The following is a 16,306-nucleotide window of genomic DNA, read 5'->3' as shown; positions in this document are numbered from 1 at the left end:
CCGACAGCCGTCCGTTCTGGAACGCCCTGGCCGAAAACAAGCTGCTGCTGAAACATTGCAGGCAGTGCTCGACGCTGTTCCACTACCCGCGCGTCGTCTGCCCGGAATGCCTTTCTTCCGATCTCGAGTGGCGCCAGGCAAGTGGCAAGGCGACGCTGTATACCTACACGATCTCGCGCCGTCCCACGCATCCCGTGTTCGCCGACGAAGTGCCGCAGTGTCTGGCGGTGGTCGAACTCGAGGAAGGTCCCCGGCTCACCAGCACCCTGGTCGACGTGCCCGAAGCCAACATCACGATGGGCATGGCGCTGGAACCGGTATTCGAGCGCGACGAGGCAAACCGGATCACCCTGCTGCGCTTCCGCCCTGCCGACCCCGCGTTGCGCGGCGAGCGGGCTGCGGAAACGGCAACCGCGAACGCCCCGCAGCAGTTGTCGGAGGAATGTCTCGGCTACATCGGCAAGACCGGGGAATCCATTGCGGGATACCCGATTTCCGCCGAGGAGATCCGGCGTTTCTGTTTTGCCACCGATGACTTGAACCCGCGTTTCCTCGACCCCGAAGCCACGCCGGACGGGGTGATAGCCCCGCCGATGTTCCTGTCGATTCCCTTCGACACCGATGTTGCGCTCGGCGAACTCGCCGATGACGGCGTGCCCTTGTTGCAGAAGGGTCTGGTGTTCCCGCCCCTTGACACCAAGCGCAAGCTCTTCGGCGGCTACCAGGTGGAGTATTTCACCGAGATGCGCCCGGGCGATGTGCTGAGCCGACAGCGCAGGATTCTCGACATCCACGAACGCCAGGGAAGCAGCGGACGCTCGATCTTCGTCCTGATCGAGGCCACGTACACCAACCAGCGTGGCGAGAAAGTGGCCGTCGAAGTGAACACGATCATCAACCGTTGAGCAGGAGCACAGCACATCATGCAGGCCCGGCAGGAACGCTATTACGAAGATGTCCACGAGGGGATGGAAATTGACCCCGTGAGCAGGACCGTCACCACCAAGCAGATGTTTCTCTACAGCGCCGTGACGCGCAACGCCCACCGCATCCACTACGAGGAAAAATTCGCGCATGCCGAGGGTCTGCCGGCGGTGCTGGTGCAGGGCCCGCTGCAGGGAGCCCAGCTTTCGGCCTACGTCACCGACTGGATGGGGCCGCGCGGTTTTCTGAAACGCTTCTCCTACTCCAATCGCGGCATGGCGCTGCCCGATCAAGCGCTGACTCTCAAAGGCCGCGTCAGCCGCAAGCACGAATCCGACGGCCGCCCGGCGGTGGACCTCGAGATCTGGGAGGAGAACGCCAGCGGCGACATGCTGGTGCCGGCAAAGGCGACCGTATTGCTGCCATCGCGCGCACGCGCCTGAAACGAAGGTCACGACCGTATGCAAGCCGTTGCCACGATACAAATCGTCGCCGACATCTTCCGCGCCCGCCGTGACGACGGCAGGCCGGCGCTGTATTTCGAGGAACGCTGCTGGAGTGGTGCCGAATTGCACGCGGCATGCGCCACCCGCGCCGCCTTCCTGCAGGACAATCGCCGCGACGGGCCCTTTCACGTCGGCATACTGATGGACAACGTGCCAGAGCACCTGTTCTGGATCGGCGCCTGTGCCCTGTCGGGAGCGACCTACGTTGCGCTGAACTGCACCCGCAAGGGCGCCGACCTCGCGCGCGATATCGCGCATACTGAATGCCAGTTCGTGATCTGCGAAGAGGCCTATCGCAACGATTTGCCGGCGCAGCCCGGGGGCCTCGCGACATACCGCTTGTTCGTGACCGATGACCCGGGCGACAGCGCAAGCCTGCTGCCATACATCGACCACGTGCCGCCGACAAACCCTGCGCGGCCGGATGAGCGCTTCTGCCTGATGTTCACCTCCGGCACCAGCGGGGCACCGAAGGCGGTGATTTACTCCAACCAGCGCGTGATACGCAATAGCGTGATGCTGGTGCAGGGCCGCAGCCTCACGCCGCAGGATGTCACCTACGTGCCGATGCCGCTGTTCCACTCCAGCGGCCTGATCATGGGCCTGCTGCCACCGCTGATCGCGGGTGGCTCGGCGGTTCTGCGGAGGCGCTTTTCCGCCTCCGGTTTCCTTGCCGACGTCAGGCGCTACGGCATCACCACGTTCTGCTACGTGGGCAAACCCCTCGCCTACATACTGGCCACCGACGCAAAGGACGACGATCATCAAAACAGCCTGCGTCTCGCCTATGGCAGCGAAGCTCCCGACACGGACATCGCGGCATTCACGCGGCGTTTCGGCTGCGAGGTGATGGACAACTACGGCTCATCCGAAGGATGCATCACGATATTGCGCACGCCAGGCACTCCGCCCGGCTCCATCGGAACCGGTGTGAGCGACAGCATCGTGGTGATGAACGCGGAGACCGGAGGCGAATGCCCCCGTGCCGTATTCGACGAAAAGCATATTCTGCTCAACGCCAACGACGCCATCGGCGAACTGGTGAACCTGGACGGTGCCGCCCTGTTCGAGGGCTACTGGAACAATCCCGAGGCCGATCTCCAGCGCTTCCGCGGCAAGGCCTACTGGAGTGGCGATCTGGCCTACCGCGACGCTGCCGGCTTCTTCTACTTCGCCGGACGCAACAGCGAATGGCTGCGTGTGGACGGAGAGAATCTCGCCTGCGTGCAGATCGAACAGGCGCTGGCCAGGCATCCGCTGGTCAGTGTTGCCGCCGTCTACGGCGTGCCCGATCCGCTGGCCGGCGACCGCGTGATGGCGACGCTGGAACTGCGCCCCGGCGCCCACCTGGACATGGAAGATTTCCGCCGTTTCCTGGCCGCACAGCCGGACTTCAGCCGCAAGTGGCTGCCGGCCTTCGTGCGCATCAGCGCGGGCATTGCGCTCACCCACTCGAACAAGGTGCTGAAAAAGCCGCTCGTCGCCGAGGCATGGAACTGCACCGAACCCGTGTGGTGGCGCGCCGGGCGCGAGGAGAGCTACAGCGTGCTGCAAGCCGCGGACGCCGCCGCGCTGAACCAGGCGCTTGCCGCACGCGGGCAGACGCGCCCCGTGTCGCGGGGAACCTGAGCCATGGACTTCCGCTTCACCCCCGAGCAGGAGCAGTTCCGCGAGGAAATCCGCGGCTTCCTTGCGCAACATCTGAGCGATGAGCTGCGTGCGGAGATCGCGGCCAGTGGACATACACCGGGGCCGCTGGCCAAGCAGTTCCTGCGCCTGCTGGGCGAACACGGCTGGCTCGGCGTGGGCTGGCCCCGCGAGTATGGCGGCCAGGGCCGTTCGATGATCGAGCAGACGATCTTCTACCATGAACTCGACCTGCACGATGTGCACTACGGCAACCTCACGATCACCTCGCTGGCGATGACCCTGATCAAGCTGGCCTCCGAGGAGCAGAAACACGAGTACCTGCCACGCATCCTGAAAGGGGAACTCGAGATCTGCCTCGGCTACACCGAACCGGGAGCGGGATCCGACCTCGCGGGGATCATCACGCGCGCCGAACGCGAAGGCACCGATTACCTCATCACGGGGCAGAAAGTGTTCACCACCGGTGCGCACTACGCCTCGCACTGCTGGCTGCTGGCACGCAGCGAGCCTGCCGCACCGCGCCACAAGGGTTTGTCGGTATTCATTTTTCCCCTGGACACTCCCGGCGTGACGATACGCCCGATCTACACCATGGAGGGCATTCGTACCAACGAGGTGTTTCTCGACCAGGTGCGCGTGCCAGCGAGTTGCATGATCGGCACGCCCGGCTCGGGCTTCTATACGATCGCCATGGCGCTCGATTACGAACGCGCTTTCATGGGCAAGTACACCAGGCTCGGTCGTGATTTCGATGCGCTGGTGCAGTGCTGCAAACAGATCGCTGCCGACGGGCACTCGCTGTTTGAGGACCCGCTGATCAAGGATCGTCTCGTGCGCCTGCATATCGACATCGAGCGCTTGCGGCTGCTCTGCCTCAAATCCGCCTGGATGATCGATCAGGGCAAGGTGCCCACCGCGGAAGCCTCGGCCCAGAAGGTGCTGGCCTCCGAGCTGGAACAGCGGGTCGCCGATGAAGGGATACAGATCCTCGGCGGTTTTGGCCAGCTCGAGCGCGAATCGCCCCATGCGCCCATGAAGGGTCGCCTGGCACAGTCCTGGCTCATCGCACCGATGCTGCGCTTCGGCGGCGGCGCCAATGAAATCCAGCGCGACATCATTGCCCAGCGTGGTCTGGGACTACCGCGCGCCTGACCCCCCGGAAACGCTGCGATGGAACTGGATTTCGATCAGGAACAACAACAGATCAAGGACGCGGCACGCCGCTTCCTCGAGCGCCAATGCACCCCGGCGCTGGTGCGCCGGATGCGCGAGGAAGGCAGTCCGTTTCCCGACGATATCTGGAAGCAGATGGCCGAGCTCGGCTGGCTGGGCCTGCCATTCGACGAGCGCCATGGCGGCTCGCAATGCGACTGGGTCAGCCTTGCCGCCGTGGTCGAGGAACTGGGCCGCGCCTGCGATCCCACGCCCTTCGTCGAAAGCGTCATCACCTGCGGCTGGCTTCTCCAGGACACGGCCAGCGAGGCACAGCTGCAGCGCTGGCTGCCATCGCTGATCGCCGGTGAGTTGCGCCTGGCACTGGCAATGCTCGAGGACGGGAGCGGCAGTCAGGATTGCGCTGCAAGCAGCCTCACGGATAGCACCGGAACCCTGCTCCTGACGGGTCGCAAGCTGTTCGTCGAAGATGCCGCCAATTGCGATCTGCTGGTGGTCAGCGCAAGGTACCAGCGCAATGGACATCTCTGTCTGGCGCTGGTTACGCCCGGCACACGTGGTGTCGAACTGATCCGCTTGCGCTCGCTGGCGCACCCCGATCTCTACGAGGTGGTCCTCGATGAGGTGATACTTCCCGCGGACCAGGTGATCGGTATCGACAGGGACCTTGCGCCTGCCCTGGATCGCGCCATTCTGCGCAGCGAGGCATTCCAGTCAGCCGCGGCTGCTGGCGGTGCCCGGCGAGTACTGGAACTGGCAATCGCATATGCCAGGGAGCGCCAGCAGTTCGGCAGACCGATCGGCAGTTTCCAGGCGGTACAGCACCTGCTGGCGAATGCCTGGATCGATGTGGAAACCGCCTGGCTCGCCGCCTATGAAGCCATCACCCATTGCGAACTCGGACTGCCTGGCGCGGAGAAGATTGCCGTGGCCCGGTGCGTGAGCAACGAGGCGTTCACGCGCAGCTGTTTCACCGCGCACCAGGTCTTCGGCGGCATGGGGTTCATGTGGGAAACCGACCTGCATCTGTGGACGCGCAAGGCAAAGCAGATCGAACTGGCCTTTGGCGGCCTGGCACGCGCGCGGGCCCGGCTCGCAGCGACTCTGTGAGCCGCACTTGCGGCTGATGGTGTCAGCGTAGCGAGTCGCCACGCGCGCGGAATTGCCGCGGCGACATGCCGGTCCAGCGCTTGAAGGCGCGCGAAAAGCTCGCTGCCTCGCTGAAGCCAAGGCGCGTGGCGACCGCTTCGACGCTGGAGCGGGGCGCGAGCAGCTGGGTGCGCGCCAGCCCGCTGCGGACCTCGTCGATGATCTGCTGGTAGGACAGGCCCCGCTCCTGCAGCTTGCGTCGCAGCGTGCGCGCGCTGAGCGACAGTGACGCGGCGCATTCGTCCAGCGGCATGCCCCTGCCCCCGGCCTTCACGGTCAACTCGCGGATCCGTCCGACGAGCTCGTCGTGCTCCCGCACATCGCGGTTGATCAGCGCCCGGCAATGCTGGCGATACATGCGCGCGGCATGGCTGCTCGCCTGTGGCAGCGGCGTATCCAGAAACCCGGCGTCGAAGCGCAACTGTTGATCCGGCGCATCGAACCGGATCGGGCAAGCGAAATATTTGCGGTAGACCTCGGCATGCGCCGGGGCCGGATAGGCGCAGCGCAATTCCCTGAGCGGCAGCTCGTGCCCGGTGATCCAGCGTGTGCTCGCCAGGATATTGCCGAGGATTTCCTCGATGGCAAAGCGCGTGAGATCTCCCAGCTCCGGCGCCACCTCGATCTGGATCACCGCCGTATCGGATTCCTCATGCGCGGAAAGAAACAGCAGCCGGCCACTGAAGCGGCCCACGACGCGCTGGCACTCGAATCCCACGCGGAGCGCCTCGCGGAAATTCTCGCAGCACATCATCGCGAAACCGAAACGATCCAGGGTGGAGATGTGTCGGTTGTAACCCATTTCTAGGCCGAGCGTGGGATCGCCACTGAGACGCATCGCGTTGCGCAGCAGCACGATGTGCTGACTGTCGCTGATGCCGGCAGCCGGATCGGCCAGGTCCAGCCCGTCCACGCCGGTACCGTGCAACAGCTGCGCAGGCTCGGTACCGTAGACGCGCATGAAATCGGCAAGCCAGGCCACATAGCTCATCGAGACCATGATCACTCCTCCTTGATTTCCCCGCCTGCGCGAGTCTCCGGGCGCGCGATTACTTGTCGATCGCGGGGCTCATGTTTTCCAGCCACAGCACATTGTCGGAATAGGATTGCAGATCCGATGACAGGTTCTGCTCCGAACCGCAGAGCCAGACTTCCTTGTGGAGTTCGGACTTCACGTAGCGGATCGCGTCCTCGAAATCCCCGTCGCCGGCCGCCAGGATCAGGCGGTCGTAGACATTGGCGACCGCCAGCTTGATGACCAGGGTGGCAATCGCCACATCGACACCCTGCTGCACCTGGCGGTCAAAGACGTGATTGCAGTTCGGGCAGTTCACGTGCAACTCCTTCATCCGGTACAGCTGCACCCTGAACTTCGGTCCTTTGGGTGCGGCCGATTTGAGCCAGGTGTAGAACGGCCCGTTCGCTTCGAGCAGGGGATCGGCGCTGGCATTGAGAAAGTAGCTCTCGTGGATGGGGCCACCGTTGAGGCGCACGATCTCGTTTTTCAGCTTCAGGTAATCGAAGGCATGACTGCGGCCGAAGTTGAACAGGTAGGCGCCATCGATGATCCAGACGGTCTTCACGGTTACTCCACCTACTCGAGACAACAGGAAAACATGACTACCCGGTCTATTAGAGCAAGAATCACGGGGATTGTGGAATGAACGGGTTTCACTCGAAAACTCTGACAAACGCATCGAGGCGATCGATCGAAGGATCAGCCGATGTCGGAGCCGGGCGGGATCCAGGGAAAATATTGACATATTAGCTGCCTTGGCAGAGACTGCTTCCGCAGTTTTATGGAAGTCAATGATGGCCAGATTCCGTTACCGAACGAGCACATTCAATGCTCGCAAATCGGTCGGCTATTTGATTCGCCGGCTGAACAACCTGACGATACCGCACGCGCAGGCCCGTTTTGCGGATCAGGAAATCACCTTCACGCATTGGATTGCGCTGATATCCCTGCGCGACGGCATTTCGCATACCTGTTCGGATATCGCGCGCCATCTGGGCCATGACACCGGTGCCACCACCCGCCTGATCGACCAGCTCGAGGTGCGCGGCCTGATCATGCGGCGCCGCGACGAAGTCGACCGCCGCATTGTCAATCTGAGCTTGACCGATGCCGGTCACGCCGTCGCCACCGAACTCATGCCCCGTACCGTGCAGTTCTGGAACGACATGCTCGCGGAATTCACGACCGATGAAGCGAGCACTCTGATTGAACTGCTCTCACGTCTGCTGACGCGCATGGAAGCCGAACCGATGGCGACCATGAAAAACGCAGCAAAGCAAAGAGTACCCAAAACAAAATGAAACTGATCCCTGGCATGCTGCTGGTGGGCGCTGTGCTCACGGCATGCGTGTCGGCACCGACCATCACACCAGCCGAATCCCGCCTGGCATCCGGGAATCTCGGTCTGGGGGGCACAAAGACGCCCGCGATAAGTGACACGTGGTGGCACGCCTTCGGTGATGTGCAGCTCGATTCATTGATCGATCAGGCACTGCACGGCAGTCCCACGCTGGCCGCCGCGCTGGCCCGGATGCGTCAGGCCCAGGCCGAGCTGTCCATGAGCCGCGCAGTGAGCTACCCGCAGGTCTCTGTCGATGGACAGGAAACGCGCCAGCGATTCAGCGAAAACTACATCATCCCCCCGCCGTTCGGCGGCAGTACGGACTGGATCGGCACGGCTCAGGCGAAGCTCGACTGGTCGCTCGATTTCTGGGGCAAGCAATCCGCGATGGTTGCCATGGCGCAGCGGTCTGCCGAAGCGGCCGAACTCGATATGGCCGCAGCCCGGCTCGCGCTCGCCGGGGTCCTCACGCAGACGTATATCGACCTGGCGCGCAGCTGCGCGTTGCGCGATCTCGCCGCAGCGACCGTGAAGCAGCGTGCAAGCATCCTGGAGCTCACGAATACGCGTGTTCGCAATGGCCTCGAGAGCACCACGGCTCAGAAAAATGCGGAAGTGTTGCTCGCGCTGGCGCGCGCGGATCGTATCCGCGCCGACAGCAATCTCGAACTGACAAGGCATCAGATTGCGGCATTGATTGGCCGTGGCGCGGATGTGTACGCAACGATCCGTGAACCCGGACTGAATCTGGACGTGATCCCGTTGCCACCGGTCCTCCCGGCCGATCTGCTGGCGCGGCGCGCCGACATACAGGCGGCGCGGGCGCGAATCGATGCCGCGCTTTCCGGTCGCGACGTGGCCCGCAAGGCCTTCTATCCCGACATGAACATCGCGGCATTTGCGGGGTGGTCTTCAATCGGCCTTGATCAGATGTTCAGCGCCTCCGCGCGGACCTACGGCGCGGGGCCGGCGATCCATCTTCCGGTTTTCGATGCAGGTGAACTGCGCGCGCAATACGCGGGCGCAACAGCGGCTCTCGACGCAGCGGTCGCCGACTACAACGGTGCGGTCATCGATGCCGTGAAACAGACGGCGGATACGCTTACCCAATTGCGCACACTGCAGGAGCAGGCGGCCGAACAGGGTATCGCGCTGGATGCGGCCCGGGAGAGTTTCCGCCTGGCCGAGATCCGCTACCGCAACGGGATCGATGCGCAACTCAACGTACTCGACGCTGAAACCACGCTGCTGGAGGCCGAAAGACGTTCGACCTCGTTGCACGCCGACATCAAATCCCAGCGGGTAGCACTACTGATGGCATTCGGCGGGGGATTCGAATTGGCCGATCCTCTTCAGGAAAACACGCAATGAGCAAAACCGGTTCGGCACATCCAGATAGTCCCCCCGGCAACCCCGGCAATAATGGACGGGCTTCGTCGCGCCGACGCGGGTTGATCCTGCTGGCTCTCGTCGTTGTTGCAGGTGTGGTTGCCTGGAGCTTCTATTGGTTCCTGAGCGGCCGATTCCACGAGAGCACCGATGACGCCTACGTGTCTGGCGACGTGATCGCGATAACCAGTCGCGAAGCGGCATCGGTGCTCGCCGTTCACGCAGACAACACCCAGTCGGTGCAGCGCGGGCAACTGCTGGTGGAACTCGATCCGGCGCGGGCACAGGTTGCGATGCAGGCTGCGCAAGCCGATCTGGCGCGAACCGTGCGCGGCGTGCGGGCACAGTTTGCCAGGGTTGACCAATTCGATGCGGAGATCGCCGCAGCGCGCGTGCAGCTGGCGCAGGCACAGGAAGACTACCGACGCAGACAGGCGTCGGCCGAAGGCGGCGCGGTTGCCGCAGAAGAGATCCATCACGCGCGCGACGCCGTGACGACTGCACAGGCATCGTCGCGCGCCAGCGCCAGCGAGTTGCAGCAGGCGCGGGCGGCTGTCGCAGGCACGTCGGTGAATGACAACCCCGAAGTGCTGGCGGCGATCGCAAGAGTGCACGACGCCGCGATCACACTCTCGCATATGCAGCTCGTCGCTCCGGTTGACGGTGTGGTGGCGCAACGAAACGTCCAGATCGGTCAGCACGTTGCCCCGGGCACACCGCTGATGGCCGTGGTACCGCTGGCGGATGTGTGGGTCGATGCGAACTTCAAGGAAGGACAGCTCGAAGACGTGCGTGTCGGCCAACCCGCCACGATCACCGCGGATATCTACGGCGCCAAGGTGAGCTATCACGGGCGTGTCCAGGGATTGGGCGCCGGAACAGGCGCGGCGTTCGCGCTGCTGCCACCACAGAACGCATCCGGAAACTGGATCAAGATCGTGCAGCGTGTACCGGTGCGCGTGGCCCTCGATGCTGCGCAATTGCGCGAGCATCCGTTGCGCGTCGGCCTTTCGGTCAGCGTGATGATCGACATCAGCGACACCACCGGACCGCTGATGTCAGAGGAGCCGCTTGCGCCAGATACGCGCGCCGAAACCGGTGATGCGAAGCTTCAGGCCGATCGCATCGTGGCACGCATCCTGGCGCAGAACAACGCGGATGCGCCCGTTCCATGACTGCTCCCTTCGATGCGCCTTTTTTGACGAGCCCGCCGCCATGAGCGAAAGGGACGTGGCACAAGCCGCCGCGCCATTGCAGGGTGCGCCGCTTGCCATCATCGCCATCGCGCTCGCGCTGGGCACATTCATGCAGGTACTGGACACCACCATCGCCAACGTTTCGTTGCCAACCATCGCCGGCAATCTCGGTGCCAGCACGGACCAGGGCACCTGGATCATCACCTCGTTTGCGGTTTCCAATGGGGTGGCGGTGCCGCTGACCGGGTGGCTGATGCAGCGCTACGGCGCGGTGCGCACCTTCGTCACGTCGATGCTCCTGTTCACGCTCGCGTCGTTTTTATGCGGCATCGCGTGGAGTCTTCCGGTTCTGGTTCTGTTCCGGGTCCTCCAGGGTGCGGTATCGGGACCCCTGATTCCGGGATCGCAGGCACTGCTGATATCGATCTTCCCGTCCGATAAACGCACGACCGCACTCGGCATATGGTCGATCACCACACTGGTGGCGCCGATCGCCGGTCCGATTCTCGGTGGCTACATATCCGACAACCATCACTGGAGCTGGATCTTTCTGATCAATGTGCCGGTCGGCATATTGGCAGCAACGATTTGCTGGCGCGGACTTGCGAAACGTGAAACGCCGACGCGCAAACTGCCGATCGATCGCATGGGCTTGTGTCTTCTGGTGGTATGGGTGGCTGCGCTGCAGATCGTGCTGGACACCGGCAAGAACGTTGACTGGTTCGCATCGCCGCACATCGTCGTGTTTGCGGTGACCGCCGCGGTGATCTTCATCGCATGGATCATCTGGGAACTGACCGATGACCATCCGGTGGTGGATCTGTCGCTGTTTCGCGATCGCAACTTTGCGCTCGGAACGCTGGCATTTTGCCTGGGATACGCGGTTTTCTTCGCCAACGTGCTGATCCTGCCGCTGTGGTTGCAGACCCGACTCGGCTATACGGCAACCTGGGCGGGACTTGTCGCCGCACCAAGTGGCGTGATCGCGGTACTGCTGACGCCGCTTGCGACCCGGTACATGGCGCGCGCTGACGCGCGCTGGTTTGCGACTCTCGCATTGGTGGCATTCGCCGCGTCCTATTTCATGCGCGCGAATCTCACGGCCACCGCGTCGTTCCGGGATTTTGTGCTGCCGATGCTGGTGCAGGGAATTGCGTTGACCTCATTCTTCGTTTCACTGGTAACGATCTCGCTCGACAGCATCGCCCCGCAACGCATTCCATCCGCGTCGGGTATTTCCAATTTCTCACGCATCACGGCCGGCGGCTTTGCCGCGTCCATCACGACCACCTTGTGGGACCGCCGCGCCGCCCTGCACCAGAGCAGGATGGCGGAGACATCCAGCGCCTATGACCCGACGCTGCAACATGCGACGCAGACGCTGCATCAATTCGGCTTCACCGATCCGCAAAGCTACGCAATGATCGTACGGACACTCGAGAACCAGGCGTACCTGATGTCTTCGATCGATCTGTTCTGGATTTCGGCGTGGCTGAGCATCGCGATGGTCGTTGTTGTCTGGTTGGCACGGCGCTCGGCTGGTGGCGGCGCGCCCGCTGTGGCCGATTGAGGCGGATTCGCTGGCGCCATGTGTACCAGGCGCGGTAGTTGCCGCCGGATATCAGCCCGGACTCGCGCGGACCGAAAGAGCGGTTTATGCTTTCCATGCCCGCCGCTGCCCGCTCCGCGCACGGGGCAGATCGCACGGAGGCGGCCAAATGCCGTATCCTGTCGGCCGTGATCAAACACTGAGCTTCCGAGGCGTCGAATGGCCAAAGCGAATTGCAGCTTTCAAAAACGACAGCGCGATCTCGCAAAAAATGAAGAGAAAGGAAGATCTTTCATATCGCGCGCAAACTCTCGTTCACGATGATATTCGTTCTGGCATCGCTGTCCCTCGGAGCCTGCGGGTATCACAGGCTTGCAGGTCTCGGCTGGCTCGAGGCCTACCTCGATCTCAATGGCGATGAATTGTCCGCGGGCGATCCTTCCCGGTGATAACCGCATCCATGGCGCGCCTGCGCGAAGTCCACGCCTACCTGGTGCATGCCCGGCGCGCGGAACTGCTGCCGTATGCCGCTGCCGGCACGCTGCTGCTCGTGTCCATCTTCCTGCTCGGCGAGGAAGCGCATCGGCACATCGGTGCCCTGGAGGCATGGGTCACGGGCATGGGATCGTGGGGCACGCTCGTGTTCGTAATGTCTTATTCCGTGCTGTGCTCGCTGTTCGTGCCGGATGTACTGCTGGGGCTGGTCGCCGGCGCGGTATTTGGCTTGCTCCCGGGCCTGTGTGCCGTATTTGTCGGAACGCTTGCAGGATCGGCACTCCAGTATGCGCTATCGAGGCATCTGCTCAAGCCACGAATTGACCGGTTCCTGGCATCCAGGCCGGCACTCGAGTCCATTCAGCACGCGGTGCTCGGCCAGGAGTTTCGGCTACAGATCCTCATCCGTCTGACCCCTATCAACCGCGCCATGACGAGCTATGTACTCGGCGCCGCCGGCGTGGGTTTTGTGCGCTTCATGATGGCTTGCGTGGCCGCCCTGCCCTATCTGTGCATCGAGGTCTATGCGGGCTATGCAGGCAAGCACCTGGCACTGGCAAGCGGCACAACCGGGGGTGCATGGCTTCATCATGACCTGCTGACGCTTGGCGGCCTGGGTGTGGCGATCGTGCTGATGTTCTTCATTGCCAGAACCGCGCGCAGGGCAATCGAGGCGGCATCAGCAGAGGCCACCGCCGCGCTCGCCCCGACCGACGGCGAGACCACAAAGCACTGAAATGCCCGCAAACCCGCACCTGGTTTCGACCGCGGTACTGCTATCACACTGGCTGATCGTGATCGCCCTGTCCGCAAGGGTGATTGCGCGCAGACTGCCCGTGGGTGTTTCGCTGGCCTGGCTGGTGTTGTTGTGTTCGGTACCGTTTGCGGGTGCTGCCGCATACATGCTCTTTGGCGGCAAACATCTCGACCGGCTGTGGTTCGCCCGCCAAGCCAAGGCGCGGCGCGATGCCCAACCCGGTCTGGCGGCACTGATCCAGGCGAGTTCCCCGCCCAGTGGCACGCCCGGACTTGGCGTTTACCCGCAAGCGCTGCGTGTTCTCGGAGCACCCGCGCTTCACGGTAACCGCTTGCAGTTGCTCGAAGACCACCTCTCGGTGTTCGACGCACTGGTCAGGGAAATCGACAGCGCCACACGACACTGCAGGCTTGCGTTCTATATCTGGCATGACGCAGGCGAGGTCGAGCGCGTGCATCAGGCGCTGTTGCAGGCCCGCAGCCGCGGTGTGCAGTGCAAGGTGTTGCTCGACGCCATTGGCAGCAAACCGTTTCTCGGAAGCCGGCGCTGTGCGGACCTCGTGCGCGCAGGCATAGAAGTGGCTGCCGCACTGACACCGTCTCTCGGCCGCCGTGCGGATCTTCGCTATCATCGCAAGATCGCGCTGATCGACGACCGGGTCGCCTATGTGGGTAGCCAGAACCTGGTCGATCCCCGGTTTTTCAAGCTGGATTCAGGCGTCGGACAATGGGTTGACGCCGTTGCGCGGATCGAGGGGCCGGCGGTCCTGTGGCTGAGCCAGATTTTTGAAATGGACTGGTCCGCCGAATCAGGCGATGCCTTTGCCGCGCCTTCAGCGATGCCGGCACCGCTGCACGGCGATGTCCTGGTCCAGGCGGTTCCTTCGGGGCCCGCGCCCCGGCCGGAGGCAATCCACCGCCTGCTGCTCACCGCAATCTACTCGGCGCGGCATACCCTGACGCTCACGACTCCCTACTTTGTCCCCGACGAATCCGTTCTGAGCGCGCTGATTTCGGCAGCCCAGGGCGGCGTGCGGGTCACTTTGATCGTACCCGCACGCAATGACTCGTTTCTGGTGCGCCATGCCAGCGAGGCAAATTATGATGAACTGCTCGCGGCGGGCGTTCGCATCGCATTGTTCGAAGGTGGCTTGCTGCACACCAAGAGCATGCTGATCGATGACACCATGAGCATATTCGGATCGGTCAATTTCGACATGCGCAGCTTCTGGCTGAACTTCGAGATTTCCCTGCTGGTGTACAGTACGGAGTTCACATCGAGGATCAACGAACTGCAACAGGGCTATCTGGGCAAGTCGGTGCTGATCGATGCCGATCGGTGGAGCAAACGGCCGATCATCCGCCGAGCGCTCGGAAATACGCTGCGACTGCTGGGCCCGCTACTCTGAATCCACACACACATTGGCAAACCGAAACCCGATGAATCAGCTGCTCGTTACGCTGCGACATGACATGTTCGATCCCGACACCCTGACCGGTGCGGTTCTGCTCGGCATCATCTTCCTGCTCGCTGCGACGATGATTGTCCGCACGCTCAGACGTGCCACGCGGCATGTGGAATCACATCTGTCGGATGTGACCGGCGTGCATTTCGCCAGCGCGCTCGGGCAGGTTTTCGCGTATCTGATCGCCTTCGTGCTGTATGCCCATCTCGTTCCCGGTCTGAGGGCACTGGGTACCGCGCTGCTCGCGGGTGTGAGCGTTGTTTCCGTGGTACTCGGGCTCGCCGCGCAGAATACGCTGGGCAATCTGGTCTCCGGCCTCTCGCTGGTGCTCTACCGGCCGGTCAAGGTCGGCGACCGTGTCAAGATGAATACGCCAAAAGGCCTGGTGACGGCTACCGTACACCAGATATCTCTCGGCTACACAACACTGCGCGATTCCGAGATGGAAGAGATCCTGGTCCCCAACAGCGTGATGATGAGCAGTGTGTTGATCCGACCCGTTGATGGCGCACGCAAGGGTGGTCGGCAGCCATGAATTCCGTGCTTCGTCTTGTGGCGGTCCTTGCGCTCCTGTCGCCGCTGGTCCCGGCCCGGACCGCGACGATCGACGCCCGGCAAGAACGCCAATCTCGAGATCAGGCAGCGCGGAGAATCCGTTGCGGGCGCATCAGGCAATACCGGCCGCGAATTCACGCGTCAGTGCCGCTGCCGGGACTTCCCTGCAACCGCTGACGTTCTGCCCCGCCCACAGCGGCGAGAAGTCACCGCAGCCGCGCGCCTCGGCCTTCGCGCGCAGCGCTGCGATGGCGCCAACGGCCAGCGGAAACGGCGGCATTGCGGCTCCGATCGGTCCGAGCTCGCGCAACACCCGGTTCACGATTGCGCGCGCCGGGCGGCCGGTGAACCGGTTGGTGAGCGCGGTGGTGCACGCCGCATCGCTCTCGAGCGCGGCGCGATGCACCGTGCTGGTCGTCGCCTCCGGACACAGGAGATAGGCGGTGCCGATCTGCACCGCGCAGGCACCGAGCGCCATCGCGGCCGCCACGCCACGCGCATCCGCGATGCCACCGGCCGCGATCACCGGGCAGCTCACGGCCGCGACGATCTGCGGCAGCAGCGCGAAACTTCCCATTTGCGTGTTGAGGTCCGGGGACAGAAAGTTGCCGCGATGCCCACCCGCCTCCAGCCCCTGGGCGATGATGGCATCCGCGCCATGCGCCTCCAGCCAGCGTGCTTCTGCCACCGTGGTGGCCGTAGCCAGTATTTTCGCGCCCATAGCCCTGGCGCGCGCCACCAGGTCGGGCGCCGGCAGGCCGAAATGAAAGCTCAGCACCGGCGGTTTGAATTCCTCCAGCACATCGGCGGTGTCATGGCTGAACGGTGCCCGGCCCGGCCCCTCGACAATGCTCGCCGGATCGATTCCGAACTCCCCGTAATACGGTGCCAGCTCGGCGCGCCACGCGGCCTCGCGCAGGGCATCGGGGCGCGGCGCGGCATGACAAAAGAAATTCACATTGAAGGGCTTGTCGGTGTGCGCCCTGATGGCGCGCAGCTCCGCACGCAAGGCCTCGTGCGAGAGCATCGCGCAGGGCAGCGAACCCAGGCCGCCGGCATTGGACACGGCCACCGCCAGCGCGCTGCCCTGGACACCCGCCATCGGCGCCTGGATGATCAGCAGCTCGATCTGCATCCG

General features: G+C 63.4%; 15 protein-coding genes. 12 read left to right on the top strand and 3 right to left on the bottom strand.

Features of this window, described 5'->3' with window-relative positions:
- The 5 genes from IPF49_18120 to IPF49_18100 all read left to right on the top strand — a co-directional run.
- The coding region (locus IPF49_18120; GenBank protein MBK6289516.1) for a MaoC family dehydratase N-terminal domain-containing protein at positions 1 to 905 on the top strand (905 nt) is incomplete at its 5' end.
- A gap of 18 nt (positions 906 to 923) precedes the next feature.
- Positions 924 to 1,367, top strand: coding sequence for an acyl dehydratase (locus tag IPF49_18115; GenBank protein MBK6289515.1), 444 nt, complete (start codon positions 924 to 926; stop codon positions 1,365 to 1,367).
- 18 nt (positions 1,368 to 1,385) lie between these two features.
- The gene (locus IPF49_18110) at positions 1,386 to 3,059 is read left to right on the top strand and encodes an AMP-binding protein (GenBank protein ID MBK6289514.1); all 1,674 of its coding nucleotides are present in this window, start codon (positions 1,386 to 1,388) and stop codon (positions 3,057 to 3,059) included.
- Positions 3,060 to 3,062: 3 nt separating this feature from the next.
- The gene (locus IPF49_18105; protein ID MBK6289513.1) at positions 3,063 to 4,232 is read left to right on the top strand and encodes an acyl-CoA dehydrogenase family protein; all 1,170 of its coding nucleotides are present in this window, start codon (positions 3,063 to 3,065) and stop codon (positions 4,230 to 4,232) included.
- An 18-nt stretch (positions 4,233 to 4,250) separates the two neighbouring features.
- Complete coding sequence (locus IPF49_18100; protein ID MBK6289512.1) at positions 4,251 to 5,363, top strand: acyl-CoA/acyl-ACP dehydrogenase; 1,113 nt, start codon at positions 4,251 to 4,253, stop codon at positions 5,361 to 5,363.
- A gap of 22 nt (positions 5,364 to 5,385) precedes the next feature.
- On the opposite strand, the gene IPF49_18095 is transcribed toward IPF49_18100, so the two are convergent.
- Both IPF49_18095 and IPF49_18090 read right to left on the bottom strand, forming a co-directional pair.
- A complete protein-coding gene (locus IPF49_18095; protein ID MBK6289511.1) occupies positions 5,386 to 6,402 on the bottom strand; it encodes an AraC family transcriptional regulator in 1,017 nt (338 codons plus the stop codon).
- Between the two features lie 49 nt (positions 6,403 to 6,451).
- Positions 6,452 to 6,985 (bottom strand): NYN domain-containing protein, encoded by a 534-nt coding sequence (locus tag IPF49_18090; GenBank protein MBK6289510.1) that lies wholly within the window; start codon positions 6,983 to 6,985, stop codon positions 6,452 to 6,454.
- A 226-nt stretch (positions 6,986 to 7,211) separates the two neighbouring features.
- On the opposite strand from IPF49_18090, the gene IPF49_18085 reads away from it, so the two are divergent.
- From IPF49_18085 to IPF49_18055, 7 genes are all read left to right on the top strand, one after another.
- Complete coding sequence (locus IPF49_18085) at positions 7,212 to 7,721, top strand: MarR family transcriptional regulator (protein ID MBK6289509.1); 510 nt, start codon at positions 7,212 to 7,214, stop codon at positions 7,719 to 7,721.
- Positions 7,718 to 9,133 carry an efflux transporter outer membrane subunit gene (locus tag IPF49_18080; GenBank protein ID MBK6289508.1) on the top strand — a complete coding sequence of 472 codons (1,416 nt, stop codon included), beginning with the start codon at positions 7,718 to 7,720 and terminating at the stop codon, positions 9,131 to 9,133. The genes IPF49_18085 and IPF49_18080 overlap by 4 nt, the downstream gene beginning before the upstream one ends.
- On the top strand, positions 9,130 to 10,326 hold the full coding sequence (locus IPF49_18075) for an HlyD family efflux transporter periplasmic adaptor subunit (GenBank protein MBK6289507.1): 1,197 nt from the start codon (positions 9,130 to 9,132) through the stop codon (positions 10,324 to 10,326). The genes IPF49_18080 and IPF49_18075 overlap by 4 nt, the downstream gene beginning before the upstream one ends.
- A 40-nt stretch (positions 10,327 to 10,366) precedes the next feature.
- Positions 10,367 to 11,917, top strand: coding sequence for a DHA2 family efflux MFS transporter permease subunit (locus tag IPF49_18070; GenBank protein ID MBK6289506.1), 1,551 nt, complete (start codon positions 10,367 to 10,369; stop codon positions 11,915 to 11,917).
- A 424-nt stretch (positions 11,918 to 12,341) separates the two neighbouring features.
- Positions 12,342 to 13,127 carry a VTT domain-containing protein gene (locus IPF49_18065; protein MBK6289505.1) on the top strand — a complete coding sequence of 262 codons (786 nt, stop codon included), beginning with the start codon at positions 12,342 to 12,344 and terminating at the stop codon, positions 13,125 to 13,127.
- A 1-nt stretch (position 13,128) separates the two neighbouring features.
- Positions 13,129 to 14,556, top strand: coding sequence for a cardiolipin synthase (gene cls / locus IPF49_18060; protein ID MBK6289504.1), 1,428 nt, complete (start codon positions 13,129 to 13,131; stop codon positions 14,554 to 14,556).
- Positions 14,557 to 14,587: 31 nt separating this feature from the next.
- Positions 14,588 to 15,148 carry a mechanosensitive ion channel family protein gene (locus IPF49_18055; protein ID MBK6289503.1) on the top strand — a complete coding sequence of 187 codons (561 nt, stop codon included), beginning with the start codon at positions 14,588 to 14,590 and terminating at the stop codon, positions 15,146 to 15,148.
- 132 nt (positions 15,149 to 15,280) lie between these two features.
- Here IPF49_18055 and IPF49_18050 read toward each other — a convergent pair whose 3' ends face one another.
- Positions 15,281 to 16,303, bottom strand: a complete 1,023-nt coding sequence (locus IPF49_18050; protein ID MBK6289502.1) for a nitronate monooxygenase — start codon at positions 16,301 to 16,303, stop codon at positions 15,281 to 15,283.
- Positions 16,304 to 16,306 lie beyond the last annotated feature (3 nt).

Source organism: Gammaproteobacteria bacterium, assembly GCA_016705365.1.
Lineage (GTDB): Bacteria > Pseudomonadota > Gammaproteobacteria > Pseudomonadales > UBA5518 > UBA5518.
This window is presented reverse-complemented; position numbering and strand designations above follow the sequence as displayed.